Annotated in this window: 16 protein-coding genes and 2 pseudogenes; 14 read left to right on the top strand and 4 right to left on the bottom strand. The window is 61.2% G+C overall.

The genetic code is table 11. The annotated features are described in order from the left end of the window. Nucleotides 1-485 precede the first annotated feature (485 nt). Genes FS777_RS20680 through FS777_RS20650 form a run of 7 tightly spaced genes read left to right on the top strand, consistent with a single transcriptional unit; the run spans nt 486 to nt 6,767 of the window. A complete protein-coding gene (locus FS777_RS20680; RefSeq protein WP_058639382.1) occupies nt 486-1,163 on the top strand; it encodes a thermostable hemolysin in 678 nt (225 codons plus the stop codon). Continuing rightward, nucleotides 1,153-2,622 carry an AMP-binding protein gene (locus FS777_RS20675; RefSeq protein WP_078478287.1) on the top strand — a complete coding sequence of 490 codons (1,470 nt, stop codon included), beginning with the start codon at nt 1,153-1,155 and terminating at the stop codon, nt 2,620-2,622. Before FS777_RS20680 ends, FS777_RS20675 begins: the two co-directional genes overlap by 11 nt. Nucleotides 2,623-2,629: 7 nt before the next feature. After that, complete coding sequence (locus FS777_RS20670; protein ID WP_058639380.1) at nt 2,630-3,310, top strand: TenA family transcriptional regulator; 681 nt, start codon at nt 2,630-2,632, stop codon at nt 3,308-3,310. After that, a complete protein-coding gene (locus FS777_RS20665) occupies nt 3,297-4,103 on the top strand; it encodes an SDR family oxidoreductase (protein WP_145257476.1) in 807 nt (268 codons plus the stop codon). Before FS777_RS20670 ends, FS777_RS20665 begins: the two co-directional genes overlap by 14 nt. After that, on the top strand, nt 4,100-4,741 hold the full coding sequence (locus FS777_RS20660; protein WP_058639378.1) for a hypothetical protein: 642 nt from the start codon (nt 4,100-4,102) through the stop codon (nt 4,739-4,741). The genes FS777_RS20665 and FS777_RS20660 overlap by 4 nt, the downstream gene beginning before the upstream one ends. A gap of 2 nt (nt 4,742-4,743) precedes the next feature. Further along, a complete protein-coding gene (locus FS777_RS20655) occupies nt 4,744-5,406 on the top strand; it encodes a response regulator (protein WP_058639377.1) in 663 nt (220 codons plus the stop codon). Next, complete coding sequence (locus tag FS777_RS20650) at nt 5,403-6,767, top strand: ATP-binding protein (RefSeq protein ID WP_145257473.1); 1,365 nt, start codon at nt 5,403-5,405, stop codon at nt 6,765-6,767. The genes FS777_RS20655 and FS777_RS20650 overlap by 4 nt, the downstream gene beginning before the upstream one ends. A gap of 15 nt (nt 6,768-6,782) precedes the next feature. On the opposite strand, the gene FS777_RS20645 is transcribed toward FS777_RS20650, so the two are convergent. Further along, on the bottom strand, nt 6,783-7,703 hold the full coding sequence (locus FS777_RS20645) for a LysR substrate-binding domain-containing protein (RefSeq protein ID WP_230375144.1): 921 nt from the start codon (nt 7,701-7,703) through the stop codon (nt 6,783-6,785). A gap of 227 nt (nt 7,704-7,930) precedes the next feature. Here FS777_RS20645 and FS777_RS20640 point away from each other — a divergent pair, with 227 nt between their 5' ends. The 6 genes from FS777_RS20640 to FS777_RS20615 all read left to right on the top strand — a co-directional run bounded on the left by FS777_RS20640 (nt 7,931) and on the right by FS777_RS20615 (nt 13,246). Then, nucleotides 7,931-8,776: a transporter substrate-binding domain-containing protein gene (locus FS777_RS20640; RefSeq protein WP_145257469.1), complete on the top strand. Its 846-nt coding sequence runs from the start codon at nt 7,931-7,933 to the stop codon at nt 8,774-8,776. Between the two features lie 12 nt (nt 8,777-8,788). After that, the gene (locus FS777_RS20635) at nt 8,789-9,451 is read left to right on the top strand and encodes an amino acid ABC transporter permease (RefSeq protein WP_145257466.1); all 663 of its coding nucleotides are present in this window, start codon (nt 8,789-8,791) and stop codon (nt 9,449-9,451) included. 7 nt (nt 9,452-9,458) lie between these two features. Further along, entirely contained in the window at nt 9,459-10,178 is a 720-nt protein-coding gene (locus FS777_RS20630; RefSeq protein ID WP_058605676.1) for an amino acid ABC transporter permease, read from the top strand. Continuing rightward, complete coding sequence (gene argH / locus FS777_RS20625; protein WP_145257463.1) at nt 10,148-11,650, top strand: argininosuccinate lyase; 1,503 nt, start codon at nt 10,148-10,150, stop codon at nt 11,648-11,650. Before FS777_RS20630 ends, argH begins: the two co-directional genes overlap by 31 nt. Further along, nucleotides 11,647-12,387: an amino acid ABC transporter ATP-binding protein gene (locus FS777_RS20620; protein ID WP_145257460.1), complete on the top strand. Its 741-nt coding sequence runs from the start codon at nt 11,647-11,649 to the stop codon at nt 12,385-12,387. The genes argH and FS777_RS20620 overlap by 4 nt, the downstream gene beginning before the upstream one ends. Before the next feature lie 88 nt (nt 12,388-12,475). Next, nucleotides 12,476-13,246 (top strand): amino acid ABC transporter ATP-binding protein, encoded by a 771-nt coding sequence (locus tag FS777_RS20615; RefSeq protein WP_144968079.1) that lies wholly within the window; start codon nt 12,476-12,478, stop codon nt 13,244-13,246. 134 nt (nt 13,247-13,380) lie between these two features. Here FS777_RS20615 and FS777_RS20610 read toward each other — a convergent pair whose 3' ends face one another. Continuing rightward, a complete protein-coding gene (locus FS777_RS20610; RefSeq protein WP_145257457.1) occupies nt 13,381-14,259 on the bottom strand; it encodes an EthD domain-containing protein in 879 nt (292 codons plus the stop codon). A 618-nt stretch (nt 14,260-14,877) separates the two neighbouring features. Between FS777_RS20610 and FS777_RS20605 the strand changes: the two are divergent. Next, nucleotides 14,878-15,069 (top strand): annotated as a pseudogene (locus tag FS777_RS20605) (hypothetical protein); the annotation flags it as partial. Nucleotides 15,070-15,244: 175 nt separating this feature from the next. Here the strand turns inward: FS777_RS20605 and FS777_RS20600 are convergent. Beyond that, the gene (locus FS777_RS20600) at nt 15,245-15,958 is read right to left on the bottom strand and encodes an RHS repeat-associated core domain-containing protein (RefSeq protein ID WP_145257454.1); all 714 of its coding nucleotides are present in this window, start codon (nt 15,956-15,958) and stop codon (nt 15,245-15,247) included. A 289-nt stretch (nt 15,959-16,247) separates the two neighbouring features. After that, a pseudogene (locus FS777_RS20595) lies at nt 16,248-16,360 on the bottom strand (IS5/IS1182 family transposase); the annotation flags it as partial.

Raw genomic sequence — 16,360 nt, 5'->3', positions numbered from 1 at the left:
GCAATACGGCCTTCACGCTCAATGGCATGCAACTCACGCGAGGTCCATTCACGTTGCACGTCTGTCCAACTGGCGGCAGTGCGGCCACCGTCGGTGTGTGTTTGCGGGAGGGAGGCAGCCAGCTGCGTGAGCGCCTGGCGCTCGCCGCGGTTACGAAAAAGATGAAGCATGGGTCGGTACTCGGAGGAAGACAAAAAAGACCAATCCCTGGCTTCGTTACCGGCTCACGCATGGCCATCGCAGGATGCGACCCTTGCTGCCTGACCGGTAGTGCGAACTACGACAGCGGCACAACGACAAAGGTTGCGCGACAATGACATCATTACGATATCAGTTATGGAAGGGTACGGGCACGTCCCTCGCCCAACAGCACGAAAGAAGATCCTACTGGCACTCCTTGAAATGAAACTGTAACACCTGACTTCAGATTCCCTTCAGATAAGCCCCCGACACTGTCCCCCATCGAACCTGTTGGGAGACGTTTCATGACCCACCGTGACTGGAGCCATCTGCTTCCATTGGCCATCGGTAACCAGGCCGATCGTCAGGCAACATTGTCGCTACACCTGCAAGACGACCCTGGACGAATGCCACTCGAGCGGTTCATCCATCAGTGCTTTGCGTTGAGCCATCAGGCCGATATTCAGCATTTCCTGCCGCAGTTACTGGCGTTTCACGACAGCCAAGGCCGGTTGACAGCCGCCGCGGGCATTCGCCCAGCCGATGACGGGTCCCTGTTTCTGGAGCGCTACCTCGACATGCCTCTGGAAGACGCCGTGTCCCGTGTGGTCGGGACAACCCTGCCGCGCAGTTGCATGGTCGAGGTGGGCAACCTGGCCTCGCTCAGCGCCGGCAGCGCGCGCCTGATGATCGCTGCGGTCACGTGGTTGCTGGCCTCACGCGGCCTGCACTGGGTCGCGTTCACCGGCGCGGCGACGCTGATCAACAGCTTCCAGCGACTGGGGCTGATGCCCGTCGTCCTGGCGCCAGCCGATCCTGCTCGCCTTGAGGACCAGGCTGAAAAATGGGGCACCTACTACAGCCATTGCCCTCAGGTGTTTGCCGGAAATATCCGTTACGGCTTCGATGCCTTGACGCGCACAGGCGTCTTTCAGCGCCTTGGCTTGCCGGTCCTGAGAGAGGAATCCGGTCATGCGGCATGAACTGAACCGCTTCAAGGCCTTGCTGAAGGAACACGCCCTACGTCAGCCTGACGCCATCGCCGTGCAAGGTGCCGACCAGCACCTGACCTATCGCGCCTTGTTCGAGGCGGTCGAGGTACGTGCCGCCTGGCTTGGGAGCCAACCTCAGGGTGCATTCGCACTGGCCTTGGACAATGGCCCGCAACTGTTGCTGTGGGACCTTGCAGCGCTGTTCGCCGAACGCCCATGCGTGATCATTCCCCCGTTTTTCACCTGCGCTCAAATGTCCCACTGTCTCAGCCAAAGCGGCGTCACCCTGGTGCTGAGCGAAACCGGGTGGGACTCACGTCTTGTCGAGCTGGGCTACGTGCCACAGGCTCGGCCGGGGTTCTGGCTATGCAAGTCGCTCGCAGGGGTGGCCATTGCGCCGGAAACGGCAAAAATCACCTACACCTCCGGCAGTACGGGATCCCCGAAAGGTGTCTGCCTGAGTGCCGAGGCATTGCTTGGCGTGGCCCGTGAGCTTGAGGCAGCTAGCCGAGCCAGCGCACCCGAGCATCACCTGGCGGTGCTGCCACTGGGCGTTCTGCTGGAAAACCTGGGCGTGTATGCCGCGCTGATCGCCGGAGCCTGCGTGCACCTGCTCAGTCAACAGCAACTGGGGATCAGTGGCGCCACCCAGGTGGACTTCAAGCGACTGGTGGGTGCAATCGTCCAGAGTCAGGCCCAGAGCCTGATCCTTGTGCCGCAGTTGCTGCTAGGGCTGGTCACTGCTGTTGAACAAGGGGCGATGTCAGCTGAGCAGTTGAGGTTCGTCGCCGTAGGCGGCGCTCGGGTGTCGCCCAGCTTGCTGGCTCGCGCCGAGGCTGTCGGGCTTGCGGTGTACGAGGGCTATGGGCTGTCTGAATGCGCCTCGGTGGTCGCCCTCAACCGTCCGGGCAGCGTACGCCGGGGCAGTGTGGGCAAGCCGCTACCCCATGTGCAGGTGCGCATCGCGGAAGATGGCGAGGTGCTGGTGGCCGGTTGCACGCTGCTGGGCTACCTCGATACCGCGCTTTTCCACGGTCCATGGTGGGCCACCGGGGATCTGGGCCATTTGGATGACGATGGTTTCCTGTACCTCGATGGGCGCAAGAAGCACCAATTCATCACCAGTTTCGGTCGAAACGTCAGCCCTGAATGGGTAGAGGCCGAACTTACCCAGAGCGGCATCATCGCCCAAGCATTCGTACATGGCGAGAGCCTGCCCAGCAATGTGGCGTTGATCTGGCCGATGGACCCAAGCCTGAGCGACGACCAGATCGATCAAGTGGTGAGCCAGTGCAATGCACGGCTGCCCGACTACGCACGTGCCCACCACTGGCGACGCCTGACGGCGCCGCTGAGCCTCACCGATCAAACCCTGACAGCCAACGGCCGCCCTCGGCGCGAGGCAATTCTTGAACGCTATCAATCCCTGATCTGCATACCCCAGGAGTGAGCTGACCATGTCCTTCTTTGAAACGTTGCAACTGCAAACCACCCACGAGCGCCAGGCGTTGTTCGGCGTGCCGGTGATCCGCGAGGCCATGGCTGGACAGGTCAGTCTCGATAGCTACATCGCATTTCTCACCCAGGCCTATTACCACGTGCGCCACACTGTCCCGCTGATGATGGCATGCGGGGCGCGCCTGCCTGCCCGGCTCGAATGGCTGCGCGGTGCAGTGTGCGAGTACATCGAGGAAGAGTACGGCCATGAGCAGTGGATCCTCAACGACATCGAGGCCTGTGGGGGCGACTGGGAAGCGGTACGCGACGGCCGACCCGCACCGTCGATCGAGCTCATGGTCGCCTATCTTTACGACTTGATCGCACGGGGCAATCCGGTAGGGCTATTCGGTATGGTCAACGTCCTGGAAGGCACCAGCATTGCCTTGGCCACACAGGCCGCCGGCGCCATAGCACAGAGCCTGTCGCTGCCAGACCGGGCGATGAGCTACCTCAAGTCCCACGGCGCGCTCGACCAGGACCATATGGTGACCTACAGGCAGTTGATGGACCGCCTGGACAACGCCGAAGACCAGCAGGCGGTCATCCAGGCAGCCAAGATGGTCTACCGCCTGTACACCGAGATGTTCCAGGGGCTGCCCCGCGCGGACCAGCCAGAGGTGCGCCATGCGGTTGCATGAGTCGGTCGTGGTGCTCACCGGCGCCAGCGGCGGGATTGGCCTTGAGCTGGCCGAGCAGCTGTGCCATGCCGGCGCGCAGGTCCTGGCGGTCAGTCGGCACATGGGCAAACTGGCAAGCCTGATGAACCGCTACCCAGGCAGCCTGCGCTGGCAGTCGGCGGACTTGCGTACACAGGAAGGCCGAGCACAGGTCGTGTCGCGCGCGCGCGAACTGGGCGGCTTCAATGTGCTGATCAACGCTGCCGGGGTCAATCGCTTCGCCTTGCTCGAACAGCTGGACGAACAGGCCCTCGATGAGCTGCTGGACATCAACCTGAAGGCACCTTTGCAACTGACCCGGGCTTGCTTGCCACTTCTGCGCGAGCAGTCCAAGGCGCTAATCGTCAACGTCGGCTCGACGTATGGCTCGATCGGCTACCCCGGCTATGCCAGCTACTGCGCCAGCAAGTTCGCGCTGCGCGGGTTCTGTGAAGCACTGCGCCGTGAATTGGCCGACACCCCGGTCAACGTGCTGTACGTCGCGCCGCGCGCAACCCGCACCAGCATGAACAGCAGCGCCGCTACCGCCCTCAACCAGGCGCTGAAAGTAGGCATGGACGACCCGGTCTACGTTGCACGGGCTGTACTCCAGGCGGTCCAGTCCGAGCGCAGCGAGCTCTACCTGGGCTGGCCGGAGAAAATGTTCGTGCGCCTGAACGGCATCCTGCCAGGGCTGGTGGATCGAGCCTTGCGTAAACAACTGCCATTGATTCGGCGCCATATCGGCAGCCCCATGAAGGAACCGAGCAAATGAAGCCTATCGTATTGGCCAGCTTGCTGGCATTTACCCCGCTTGGCTGGGCGCTTGATCAGACAGGGGCCCAACACCTGCACGACTTGCAGCAGCAATGGGCGCATATCCAATATCAATTGCCCAAGGATCAACGCGCAGGCGCGTTCGAGAAGCTGGCGAACGAGGCGGCCGTTTTCGTCCGCCAGAACCCCAATGCCCCGGAGCCTCTGATCTGGGACGGCATCATCAATAGCAGTTGGGCTGGCGCGACCGGTGGGCTGAGTGCGCTTGGCAAGGTCAAGGCCGCCAAGGCCAGCCTGGAAAAGGCCATTACCCTCGACCCTCAAGCCCTGCAAGGCTCGGCCTACACCAGCCTGGGCACTTTGTATGACCAGGTTCCAGGCTGGCCCGTTGGCTTCGGGGATGACGACAAAGCCGACACGCTGCTCAGGCAGGCCTTGAAAATCAATCCCGCAGGCATCGACAGCAACTACTTCTGGGGCGATCATCTGGTGCGTCAGAAACGCTACAGTGAGGCCAGAGTTGCGCTGCGCAAGGCCTTGCAGGCGCCGCCCAGACCCGGCCGAGAATTGGCCGATGAGGGCCGACGTGCCGATATCAATGCTTTACTCGACACCATCAAGGACAAACAGGACTAGACATGCGCCTGCTGCTGGTTGAGGACGATAGCGCGTTGGGTGAAGGCATCTGCGATGGTTTGCGCCAGGAGGGCTACACCCTTGACTGGTTGCAGGACGGCGTCAGTGGCTTGCACGCCCTGCAGCATGAAGCATTCGACGTGCTGATACTGGACCTGGGCCTCCCACGCCTGGACGGTATCGAATTGCTGCGCCGGCTTCGAGCAGGAGGCAACAGCCTGCCGGTGCTGATTCTCACCGCACGCGATGCCCTGGAGGACCGCATCGCGGGGCTTGATGCCGGGGCGGATGACTATCTGGTCAAACCCTTCGACCTCAACGAACTCAAGGCACGCCTGCGTGCCCTGCTGCGCCGCAGCGCTGGCCGGGCCACGGTGCTGATCGAGCACGGTGGTGTCAGCTTGGACCCGGCAACCCAGCAGGTGCATTTCAAGGGTGCCGAAGTGGTGCTGACGCCCAAGGAGTACCGACTGCTGCATGAGCTACTCGCCCAGCCCGGCAAGGTCTTCACCCGCGAACGCCTGACGCAGTTGCTCTATGGCTGGGACGAGGAGCCGGAAAGCAACACCCTGGAAGTGAACATCTACCAACTGCGCAAGAAACTGTTCAATGGCCTGATACGCACTGTGCGCGGCATCGGCTACCTGGTCGAGGCCAAGGTATGAGGTCGCTACGCCAGCGCACGCTGTGGCGCGTCATGCTCTTGCTGCTGATCGGCACCGGCTTGCTGGCGTTGTACAACTACCATGACAGCCGCCATGAAATTAACGAAGTGTACGACGCGCACCTTGCCCAGAACGCACGCCTGCTGCAGGGGGTAATGAGCATGCCGGTTCAAGGCGGCGCGCGTGACGAGCTGTACCGTGCCTTCAACACCGCGCTGGCCCAGGCGGGCCGACACCGGGTGGGGCATCCCTACGAGAGCAAGCTGGCCTTCCAGGTCTGGGACGAAAACGCCGCACTGATGGTGCAAACGCCCAGCGCACCTCGCCTGGATCCGCGGCCCATGCGGCCTGGGTTTTACGATTTCACCAGCGACGACGAGCAATGGCGCGGTTTCGTGCTACCGGTGCCCGACAAAGGCTGGGTGATCTGGGTGGGTGAGCGCGATGACGTGCGCTATGACTTGATCGACCGTATCGTTCGTCACACCCTGATGCCATTTCTGGTGGGCGGCCTGGCGCTTGCCGTGCTGGTATGGGCCGCCATCGGCTGGGGGCTCAAGCCGTTGAAGAACATGGCCGACGTCATTCGCGCGCGGCATGCCGAATCACTCGAACCGCTACAACTGGTGCCGCTGCCCTCGGAGCTCGAACCCATGCAGGCTGCCCTCAATCGCTTGCTGGCCCAGATCAAAGACCTGCTGCGTCGTGAACATCGCTTCATTGCCGACGCTGCTCACGAAATGCGAACACCCTTGGCGGTGCTGCGCCTGCATGCGCAGAACGCACTGGCTGCCAGCAACGAAGCCGAACGCAACAAGGCCTTGACGTTCCTGATGGGCGGCGTTGATCGATTGACGCGGGTGGTCAACCAACTGCTGACACTGGCCCGGGTGGAGCCTCGAATCGGCCAGCGCCCCCATGAGCACGTCGACCTTGCCGAGGTGGTCACTGACATCCTGGCCGAGCTTACCCCCTGGATACTGGACAAAGGCCTGGAACCCTCCCTGGAAATAGAGGGCGGCGAGCACCGTGTAGCCGTCGATGCCAGCGCATTGGGCATTGCGCTGCAGAACCTGATGACCAATGCAGTCGAGCACTCGCCCCTTGGGGGGCGCATCACCGTCTCGCTGCGGGGCAACGATGAGCGTGTCGAATTGGTGGTGCAGGACGAAGGGCCAGGTATCGACGAGGCGAGCCTCTCGCGGGTGTTCGAACGTTTCTACAGCCGCAACAGCCCCAACGGCGCTGGCCTTGGGCTGTCGATCGTGGCAGCCATCATGGAGCACCTGGGTGGCCGGGTGGTCCTGAAAAACCGGGCGGCAGGTGGGCTTGAGGCTGCGCTGCTCCTACCGAGGGAATAAGCCGCGGTACCGAGCCTACGTCCCAAGGCCTACGATACATGCCTGCGCCGCCTCCCCCAACATCTCCCCCGCCAACACCCGAAACCGTCGAGTCAGCACGTTCTCAGGCCGGTCGGATGAGAGGAGCAGATACGTGTAGAACCGCAACTGCGGCGTAAACGGCCGTATGTCGATGCCGGTGTGCAAGTATTCTGCCGCCACTAGCGGACTGACCACGCTCACCCCCAGCCCTAGCCCGACCAGTGAGCACACGGTGGCGGCATGGGTGGCGTCCAGGTTGAGCACCCGCGGGTCATCCTCGGCGAACAGCCGGTCGAGCCGCGTGCGGGAGCCGTCGGTATGCGAAAGCGAAATGAATTCTTCGCCCTTGAGGTCAGCAGGCGTCACGGCTTGCAAGGCACCGAGCCGGTGGCCCTTGGGGAAGATGCACACGCCAGGGACATCGCAGATGATCTGGGACTGCACGCCCGCCATGTCCTCGGCCACATAGGACACCAGGCACACATCGCAGAACCGGGTCGCGGCCCAGTGCGCCACGTTCGGCGAGTCATTGGTGTGGATGGAAATATGAACGTGCGGGTTCTGCTGGCGAAAGCGCTGGATGATCTTTGGCAGCAGACCATGGGTCAGGGAGGGCACCGCGCCGATACGCAACTGCCCGGTACCGCCGCGCTTGAGGTGCTCGGCGGAGGTTTCCAGGCTGTGCAGCCCAATGAAGGCGCGCTCTACGTCGGCGAAAAACTGCGCGCCCTCATCGGTTGGCAGCAAACGCCCCCCTACCCGTTCGAACAACTTGAACCCATTGGCCCGTTCCAGTTGCGCAATCAGCCGGCTGACATTGGGCTGGGAGGTATGCAGCGCCTGCGCCGCTGCTGTCATGGAGCCGCTGAGCATGACCGCGCGGAAGGTTTCGATCTGCTTGAAATTGATGGCCATATCATTTCTGCATGACGGGTTGATGTATTGTCATTTGATTGCATGACGCGCAGATTTTATAACTACAACCACATCGACGTCTGCTCCGATGCAGCGCGATACCCCCGAGCGCATACCGGCAACAACACACATAACACCGGTGCTCCAGCGTCACTTCAGCTCTGCCCTTGTACTCACGCATCGCGCCCGCACAGTGGCGCGGTGCAGCCCGGTAATCAGGAGGCATCATGTCGTTCTCGTATAAAAAACTAAGCGCTGCACTGGCCCTGACGTGCGTGTCGTGGGCGGCGGTATCCACCGTTCAGGCCGCCGACCTGCCCGCCGTCCCCGCAGCCATCAAGGAGGCGGACCACCTGCGCGCTGGCGTGCGCTGCGACCAGCCACCGTATGGCTACCAGGACAACAAAGGTGAATTCGCAGGCGTCGAGGTCGAGATGGCCAAGCAGATTTCGCTATGGGCCCTGGGCTCGAAGGACAAGGTCAGCTTCACCTGCGTGACCGCCGAAAACCGTGTGCCGCAGCTGCTGGGGCGCAAGGTGGACTTGCTGATCGCCACCCTGGGCGTCACCCCGGAACGCCAACGGGTGATCGACTTCACTACGCCCTACCGGTGGGGCGCCAGTGACGTGGTGGTGAAGAAGGACAGCCCGGCCCGCGCGATCGCCGACCTCAAGGGCAAGACCCTCGCCACGCTCAAAGGGTCGGTGCAGGCCAAATGGTTCGAAGACCACATGCCCGACGTCAAGACCCTGCGCATGAACAGCGCCGCCGATGCCTTGCAAGCCTTTCGCCAGGGCCGCGCCGACGCCTACACCCACGATGCCGCCACCCTCGTGGTGGTCGCCGACAACGACCAGGATGCCCGCCTGATAGGTCAACCGTTCCAGATCTCTGACGCGGCCATCGGCGTGCGCAAGAACGAAGCGCAGTGGCGCGACTTCCTGAGCGCGGCGGTATTGCGCATGCGCGAGGAACACCTGTTCCGAGGCTGGGTGCAGCAGTTCGTACCCGAAAACATCCAAAGCTACTACATCAGCGTCTTCGAGCAGGCCAAGCCTGCCGAAGCGCTTTGATCGGCCGCCATCATGGAGTTCGACGTCCATTATCTGGTCGAGCAATGGCCTGCCCTGCTCGACGGTGTGCTGATGACACTGCGCATCACAGCCCTGGCCATCCTCTGCTCGCTGTTGATCGGGGTGCTGGGCGGGGCGGTGCGCGTCATGAAGATCCCGGTGCTGTCCCAGGCCGTGGCGCTGTACGTGGAGCTGATCCGCAATACGCCGATCCTGGTGCAGTTGTTCTTCATCTTCTACGGCCTGCCGGCCATTGGGCTTGGGTTATCGCTGTTCTGGTCGGGTGTGGTGTGCCTGTCGCTGTGGGCCGGTGCGTACCAGATCGAGAACATCCGCGGCGGGCTAGCCACGCTGGAGCGTGGCATGCGCGAGGCGAGCCTGGCACTGAGCCTCAAGCCCGTGCAGTACTTTGCCCTGATCGCCATGCCCATCGCCTTTCGCACCAGCCTGCCGGCGATGCTCAACACCGCGATCTCACTGCTGAAGAACTCTTCCTACCTACAGGCCATCGGCCTTGCGGAATTGACCTTCGTCGCAGTGGACCGCATCGCCACGGACTTTCGCGCCATCGAGATGTTCACGGCCATCTGCGTCATGTACCTGGTGCTGGTGGGGGTACTCGCGTTGATGACTGCGCGGCTGTCCGCCCACCTGCAACGCCCTTTCCGGCAGTGAGGCGACCATGAATTTCCTACTCGAAAACTGGAGCTTCGTGTGCAAAGGGTTGTTGATGACCCTGTACCTAGCATTGGTGGTGTTGCTGTTCACCACGCTGATCTCGGCCGTGCTCGGCGTGCTGGCCACGGTCAAGAACCGCCTGTTGGGGTGGACGATCCATGGCTACGTGGAGCTGTTTCGCTCCATTCCGCTGATCGTCAACGTGTTCTTCATCTTCTTCGGTGCGCCGATGTTCGGTGTGGACCTGAGCCCTTTCGCCGCCGTTACCGTGGGCCTGACCTTGTGGGGAAGCGCCAACGGCATCGAGATCGTGCGTGGCGGGCTGGAGTCGGTGTCCAGGCATCAGTGGAAAAGTGCCTGGGCCCTGGGCCTGCGCCCCTGGCAGATCTACCTGCATGTGGTTGTGCCGCAGTCGATGAAAGCCATCCTGCCGGCCTACACCGGGTTGCTGACGATCCTGGTGCAAGCCACGTCCCTGGGCGCCCTTGTGGGTGTGGGGGAGTTTCTCAAGGTCGGTCAGATCATCATCGAGCGGGAAACCGTCATGACCGGCGTGAGCCCCGCCTTCGCAGTCTACGGCGTGGTGCTGTTGGTGTACTTCGTCATCTGTTCGGCGCTGACCTGGCTCAGCCGTTATCTCGAACGTCGTCTGGGTCGTCCGGCGGCACGTACTTCCACTGAAGAGGTTCCAGCATGCAAGCATCCAAAGTCAGTCGGCGCCTGAAGGAAAGCACCGCGCCGCAAGTGAACGAGTACATCTACCGCCCGCGCCTGGAAGGCTTTGCCAGCGGCTTCGCGAACCTGGGTAACGTCAACAAGGCGCACATTCTGATGCTGGCCGAACAAGGCCTGATCCGCGGCGACCATGCCAGCGTGCTGGCCAAGGGTGTGCTGGACATGGAGCAGGCAGGCGCGGATGCGGTCGAGCTGGACCCTTCGCGTGAGGACGCCTACTTCAACTACGAGGCGCACCTGATCGAGCAGATTGGCGCCGACATTGGCGGTCGCCTGCACACCGGTCGCAGCCGCAACGACATCCTGGCCACCCTCGACCGCCTGCGCTGCCGCGACCTGCTGATGGACCTGATCGACGAGTTGGCAACGGTACGCGCCACGGCCCTTGACTGCGCCGAGCGGTACGCCGAAGTGGTGATGCCTGGCTACACGCACCTTCAGCCGGCGCAGCCGATCACCTACGGCTATTACCTGAGTGCGGTGGAACAGGCCCTGGAGCGCGACAGCAAACGCCTGACCCAGACCCTGGAATCGATGAACCAGTGCCCGCTTGGAGCAGCCGCCTTCGCCGGCACGCCGTTCGACATCGACCGCGCCCGCACCGCCGAGCTGCTGGGCTTCGACGGCTACCTGGACAATGCCCTGGATGCCATAGGCTCGCGGGATTTTCTGCTCGAAAGCCTGTCGCACCTGAGCAACCTGGCGGTGTTCTGGAGCCGCGTGGCGCAGGACTACTTCGTGTGGAGTACCCATGAGTTCAACCTCATCGACTTCCCCGACAGCGTCGCTGCCACTTCCAGCATCATGCCGCAAAAGAAGAACCCCACCGTGCTGGAGTACCTCAAGGGGCGCAGTGGTCATATCGTCGGCCTGCTGATGGGTGCGAGCGTGACCATCAAAGGCACCAATTTTTCCCATACCGGCGACGGCAATCGCGAAGGGCCACGGGGTTTCTGGGAGGCTGCCGAAGAAAGCCTGCGCTGCCTGAAACTGCTGGACCTGGTGCTGCGCACCGCCACCCCCAACAGTGACCTGGCGGCACGCCGCGCCGGTGAGGATTTTTCCACCGCCACCGGCTTGGCCGACCTGATGGTGCGCGAGGTCGACCTGTCGTTCCGCGAAGCCCACCATGTGGTCGGGGGCGTGGTGCGCATGGCCATGGACCAGGGCCTGCCGGCCAATCAGATCACCACCCGGATGATCGACACCTGCGCCCTGGAGCAGTTGGGCCATGCCCTGCACCTACCCGAGCAGAAGGTGCGTGATTGCCTGGACCCGGCCAGCAACGTGCAGGGCCGCAGCTCTGCCGGCGGCCCGTCGCTTGGGTCCTTGATGCCGAGCCTGGCGCGCGCCAGCAAGCGCCTGGGCGCAGAGCGTGCGGCCAACCAGCAGCGCCGCGAGCGCATGAGCGCGGCCGACCTCAACCTGCAAGCCCTGACCCGGGCACAGGCGGGCCTATGAGCACAATCCTGACAGTTCGCGGCCTGCATAAAAGCTTTGGCACCCATGAAGTGGTCAAGGGCGTCGACATGGACGTGCGCCAAGGCGAGGTGGTGGTCATCATCGGCCCCAGCGGCTCGGGCAAGTCCACCTTCATCCGCTGCCTGAACAGCCTGGAACCGCCCTCCAAGGGTACCGTGGTGGTTGGCGATGGCGATCAGACGCGTGCGGCAGACCGCAAGGCCTTGGCCCGGCTACGCGAGGACGTGGGCATGGTGTTCCAGGACTACACGCTGTTCCCGCACATGACGGTGCTGGCCAACATGATGCTCGCCCCGGTCAAGCTCAGGCGCGCAACCAAGGCGCAAGCCCAGGCCCACGCCCTGGCCTTGCTCGAGCGCGTCGGCCTGCGGCACAAGGCCGGGCATTACCCGGCCGAGCTGTCCGGCGGCCAGCAGCAGCGGGTGGCGATCGTTCGCGCCTTGGCGATGAAACCCAAGCTGATGCTGTTCGACGAGCCCACCTCTGCGCTGGACCCGGAAACCGTCGGCGACGTGCTCAATGTCATGAAGGGCCTGGCGGCCGAGGGCATGACCATGATCGTTGTCACCCATGAAATGGGCTTCGCCCGCGAAGTGGCCGACCGCGTGGTGTTGTTCGACGCCGGCAAGGTCATCGAGACCGGGCCGCCGTCGCAGCTGTTCAGCGCCCCGCAACAGGCCCGCACCCGGCAGTTTCTGCAAAGCGTTCTGCACTGAACGAACAGCGTGTACAACCCTTCTTTGCGCAGCCAGCGCCCGCTTGCACCGGCCAAGCGTGTCTGCGCGCCAGCCAGGAGTATTTCAGATGAACGAAGCGACCCAATCCCTGGATACACCGGGCATCCAACCCATGATCCAGATGGAGAACGTCAACAAGTGGTACGGCGACTTCCAGGTGCTCAAGAACATCAACCTCAGCGTGCAGCCAGGTGAGCGCATCGTGCTGTGCGGCCCGTCCGGCTCAGGCAAGTCGACCACCATTCGCTGCCTGAACCGCCTCGAAGAACACCAGCAGGGCCGCATCGTCGTCGAGGGCGTCGAGCTGACCCACGACGCGAGGCAAGTCGAGACCATCCGCCGCGAAATCGGTATGGTGTTCCAGCACTTCAATCTGTTTCCGCATTTGACCATCCTGCAGAACTGCACCCTGGCGCCCATGTGGGCGCGCAAGATGCCGCGCCACGAAGCGCAAGCCTTGGCGATGCATTACCTGGAGCGGGTGCGTATTCCCGAACAGGCGCACAAGTACCCCGGCCAATTGTCCGGCGGCCAGCAGCAGCGCGTGGCGATTGCCCGGGCACTGTGCATGAAGCCCAAGATCATGCTGTTTGACGAACCCACCTCGGCACTGGACCCGGAAATGGTCAAGGAGGTGCTCGACACCATGGTCAGCCTGGCCGAGGACGGCATGACCATGGTGTGCGTGACCCATGAAATGGGCTTCGCCAGGACCGTGGCGCACCGGGTGGTGTTCATGGACCAGGGCGAGGTGGTCGAGCAGGCCGCGCCGGCGGTGTTTTTCGAGCGCCCTCAGAGTGAGCGAGGGCGGTTGTTCTTGAGTCAGGTGCTGCATTGAACAGGGACGCCCCTTGGGCGCCAACTGTGCAGCGAACGGGAATATCAGCGACGACCCGCTCTGGCTCTCAGCGATTGGACCGAGCCGCGCATTTCCCGCAGGCATGCCCCGCACATATTGGATGTCGGGGCAGCTTAACCTGCTGCTTCCACGTTTTTGAATACTGCCTCTACTTCACTTTCCAGTTGATTGATCGCGCCGAGGTACTCGATCAATTCCGCCGCCCGGCTGCCCCGCAGCCCCGCCGTGGTCATTTCCCCATCGACCACGTAGCTGTACACGCCACTGATCGCGAAAGCCTTCAAACTTCCGATGTGCCGGGCCTGATCCGCCAGCGTCCGCTTGAACGCCTGCCCCTCGAAAAACCGGCGCCGGGCCACAGGGTTTCCGAAGGCGACTTCCATGATTACCAGTTCGGCACGCTCCTGCGTGGCCGTGTGCGCAACGTCTGGTGCCGGCGGATGATTCCCATCGTTCTGGAAGGGGGCACACAGGTGCACTTGCACTTTCAATACCGAGGCATCCTGCGCTAGGGTCGGCGCGAGTTTGTCGCGCACATACGTTTGCAGATCTTCAAGGCTTTGTCGCGGGCTCATGTGCACATGAATCCGGTCGGCATGATCGAGCCCATTGAGGCGCTCGTCCGCCAGCCGATTCACCACCATCATCGATCCCTGGGGCAAATCGTACGCGAGCGTTTCGTCGAACATGTTCTGCTCGTCAGAAAACAGGATAGGGCTGGCTTGCTTGAAGCGCGCCTGCTGGTCGGCGGACTTGAAGCCGATCTCCACACCGCCATCGAGTTCGTAGTCTGCGATCTCTCGCACGCCCTCGGCCAATGGCCAAAGGTGTGCGTCCTGGTGGCGCGAAAAGTGGTGCTGGATGTACAAGCCCAGCCCTGGCAGCCGTGAGCACAACGGGCCGTGCACGTCGCGCCAGTAGTGGGCGAAGATCGCGTGAGGGACACGTTCGCGTCTTTTGACGGTGGTGTAGCTGTTGAGGGTGATTGTCATGGTCTGACCTTGTTGAGCTTACAGTGTGTTCAAGGTCAGAACCGCCTGTGGGGATGGCGTTCAGTTGAAAGTGCTGGCGATCTGGCGTTGGAGTATTTTGGCTAGTCGTTCGAGCGGTTCCTCCGGCCGAGAAGTGCTGTCGATGGTGACTCTCTGAACTGAAGACCCGACAGAATTCAGCCCTTTGAGTTTTAATTGACCCGAACTTCAGACTTGGCTAGCTAGCCCTCACTCCTGAGAGGAGACGACGGTGAGGGGTTAGATGTGACCCTGGTAGTTGTGCTGGATATCAGTTGTAGCGGATCGAGAGTCAACAAAAAGCGGTAAACGACAGAAACCGAACGATTTCCAAATGCTCCCCGACACGCCAGAAAACGCGGCCAGCTCAAAAGCCGCTGTAAGCAATGCAGCTATTCGGGATCCTCCGATCAAGTCAGCACGGAGCATCTGACCTGTGCTGAAACGGCTTTCAGTCCAACTGCCTCCAACAAGCCCGCCATCCCATGAGCCAGCTGAGCTTTTCCGATTTTAAGTCTGCCGGTAAACGCGAGATTAAGCCTCACTACTTAAAGACTGGCGGTGGCCGCAAGCCGTGTTCACGGTAAACTGAATCAATCCCGCGTGATAAAGCGCCAATTCGGCTATGTGAGACCCCGATGCCATTGCTTGGCCAAGAACACGGCGCAAATGGCCACGCTGTTTGCCCTGTCGAAGCGGTGGATGGTGAGCCGACAACTATTGCCTGTTGCAAAAGGAGGGCGTCCAGGAGGGCAAACAACCAAGGCTATGCTTTGGCTATCCAATTATTAGCGGCTGAAAATCGGGCTTTCGGCATCCTTAAGCCGTCCATTTCCAGCTGATGGGCAACGTGCTCGGAGTTTCCCTGATCGCAGGACTCACTGAGAGATTACACGATAAGGAGTTCCGAACAAGTTAATCATAGGCAGGAAATGGGCGGCTGACGGGAAAGCTGTTCGAAGCTCCCCTAATGGACTTTAACCGGCATTGGCTTCAAACCCATCTCCCGAATTTTTTCTACCATAGGGTTGAGATCGGAGTACTTAGGCCGGTAATGCCCCGAAACGTTATAAATGTGTATTTTACGCTCCACACCAACAATGAGCGTGCCTGCACTGACTACCCGCTTATCGTTCAGAAGTTTCGCCAACAGAGGGTGACTAACGTAATCAGGCTCTCCCTTCCTACCTGACAAGGCAATCACCAGCTCATTATCAGCACCTAAAACAAACTTCCTCGGCCTCGAATTTTCGTTAATGAGATCGGCCACGTCACGCACCCGCCTTCTAGGATCATTAGCGCGGCGTGATTCGAGTATGTCGGATTCCTTCGCCAGTTTTCGTTTTTTGTGATTTCTCAAGACCCTTGCTCCATCAGGCAGCGGCGGGGATTCTCCGAAACTAGCCAAGAGCTCCCGAAAATAACGCCACATATATCCTGAAGGATCCACACGGTTTACTGGATCACCGGCGCAGTATCCGTAGGTGCTGATTCCCGCCCCAGCGAAAGGTGCATAAGGATCAGGGCTAAAAAATCTCATGAGTATCGGTGAGTAGACACGAACACCGCTCCCAAGAAAATAAGAGCTTAGATGGCGATCTTGCATCTCGCCATTGAAAGCCACATGCGCAGACGTGAAACCACCAGCGGGAGAATAACCATAGCACGAATACCAGGGCATAATTTACCCCTCCACCGCAAAGCAGTCACAACAGTACTATGCAAGCTCAGCCCTTCCAACTATCAAAAATACCAGTCTATTGAAAAATACCGGCCTATTGAAAATTCATTTGAGCATTAGGGAAACCTCCAACAACCTGCCCATCAGCTGGAGATGGACGGCTCAGATGCTGTATGAAATTGGTATAAACCCAATTATCGCCCCGGTATCGTCAAGAATCTTACAACCTCCCCAGTCACCACGGGAAAAGGTGCTGGAAGTGCCGTATGACGAGCCTGCCTATCACGCTCTAGGCTCTGTCTGAAAAAAGCCGTCGCATATACCGCAGGACACAAGCCAGCGAAACCATCGCGGCGTAACTTTTTGCGAGCTTGTCGAAGCGCGTGACGATCCGGCGGTTCT

The sequence above is a fragment of the Pseudomonas sp. DE0157 genome, assembly GCF_007678615.1.
GTDB lineage: Bacteria > Pseudomonadota > Gammaproteobacteria > Pseudomonadales > Pseudomonadaceae > Aquipseudomonas > Aquipseudomonas parafulva_B.
Note: the sequence above shows the minus strand (reverse complement) of the source record. Positions and strands in the feature narration are given on the sequence as shown.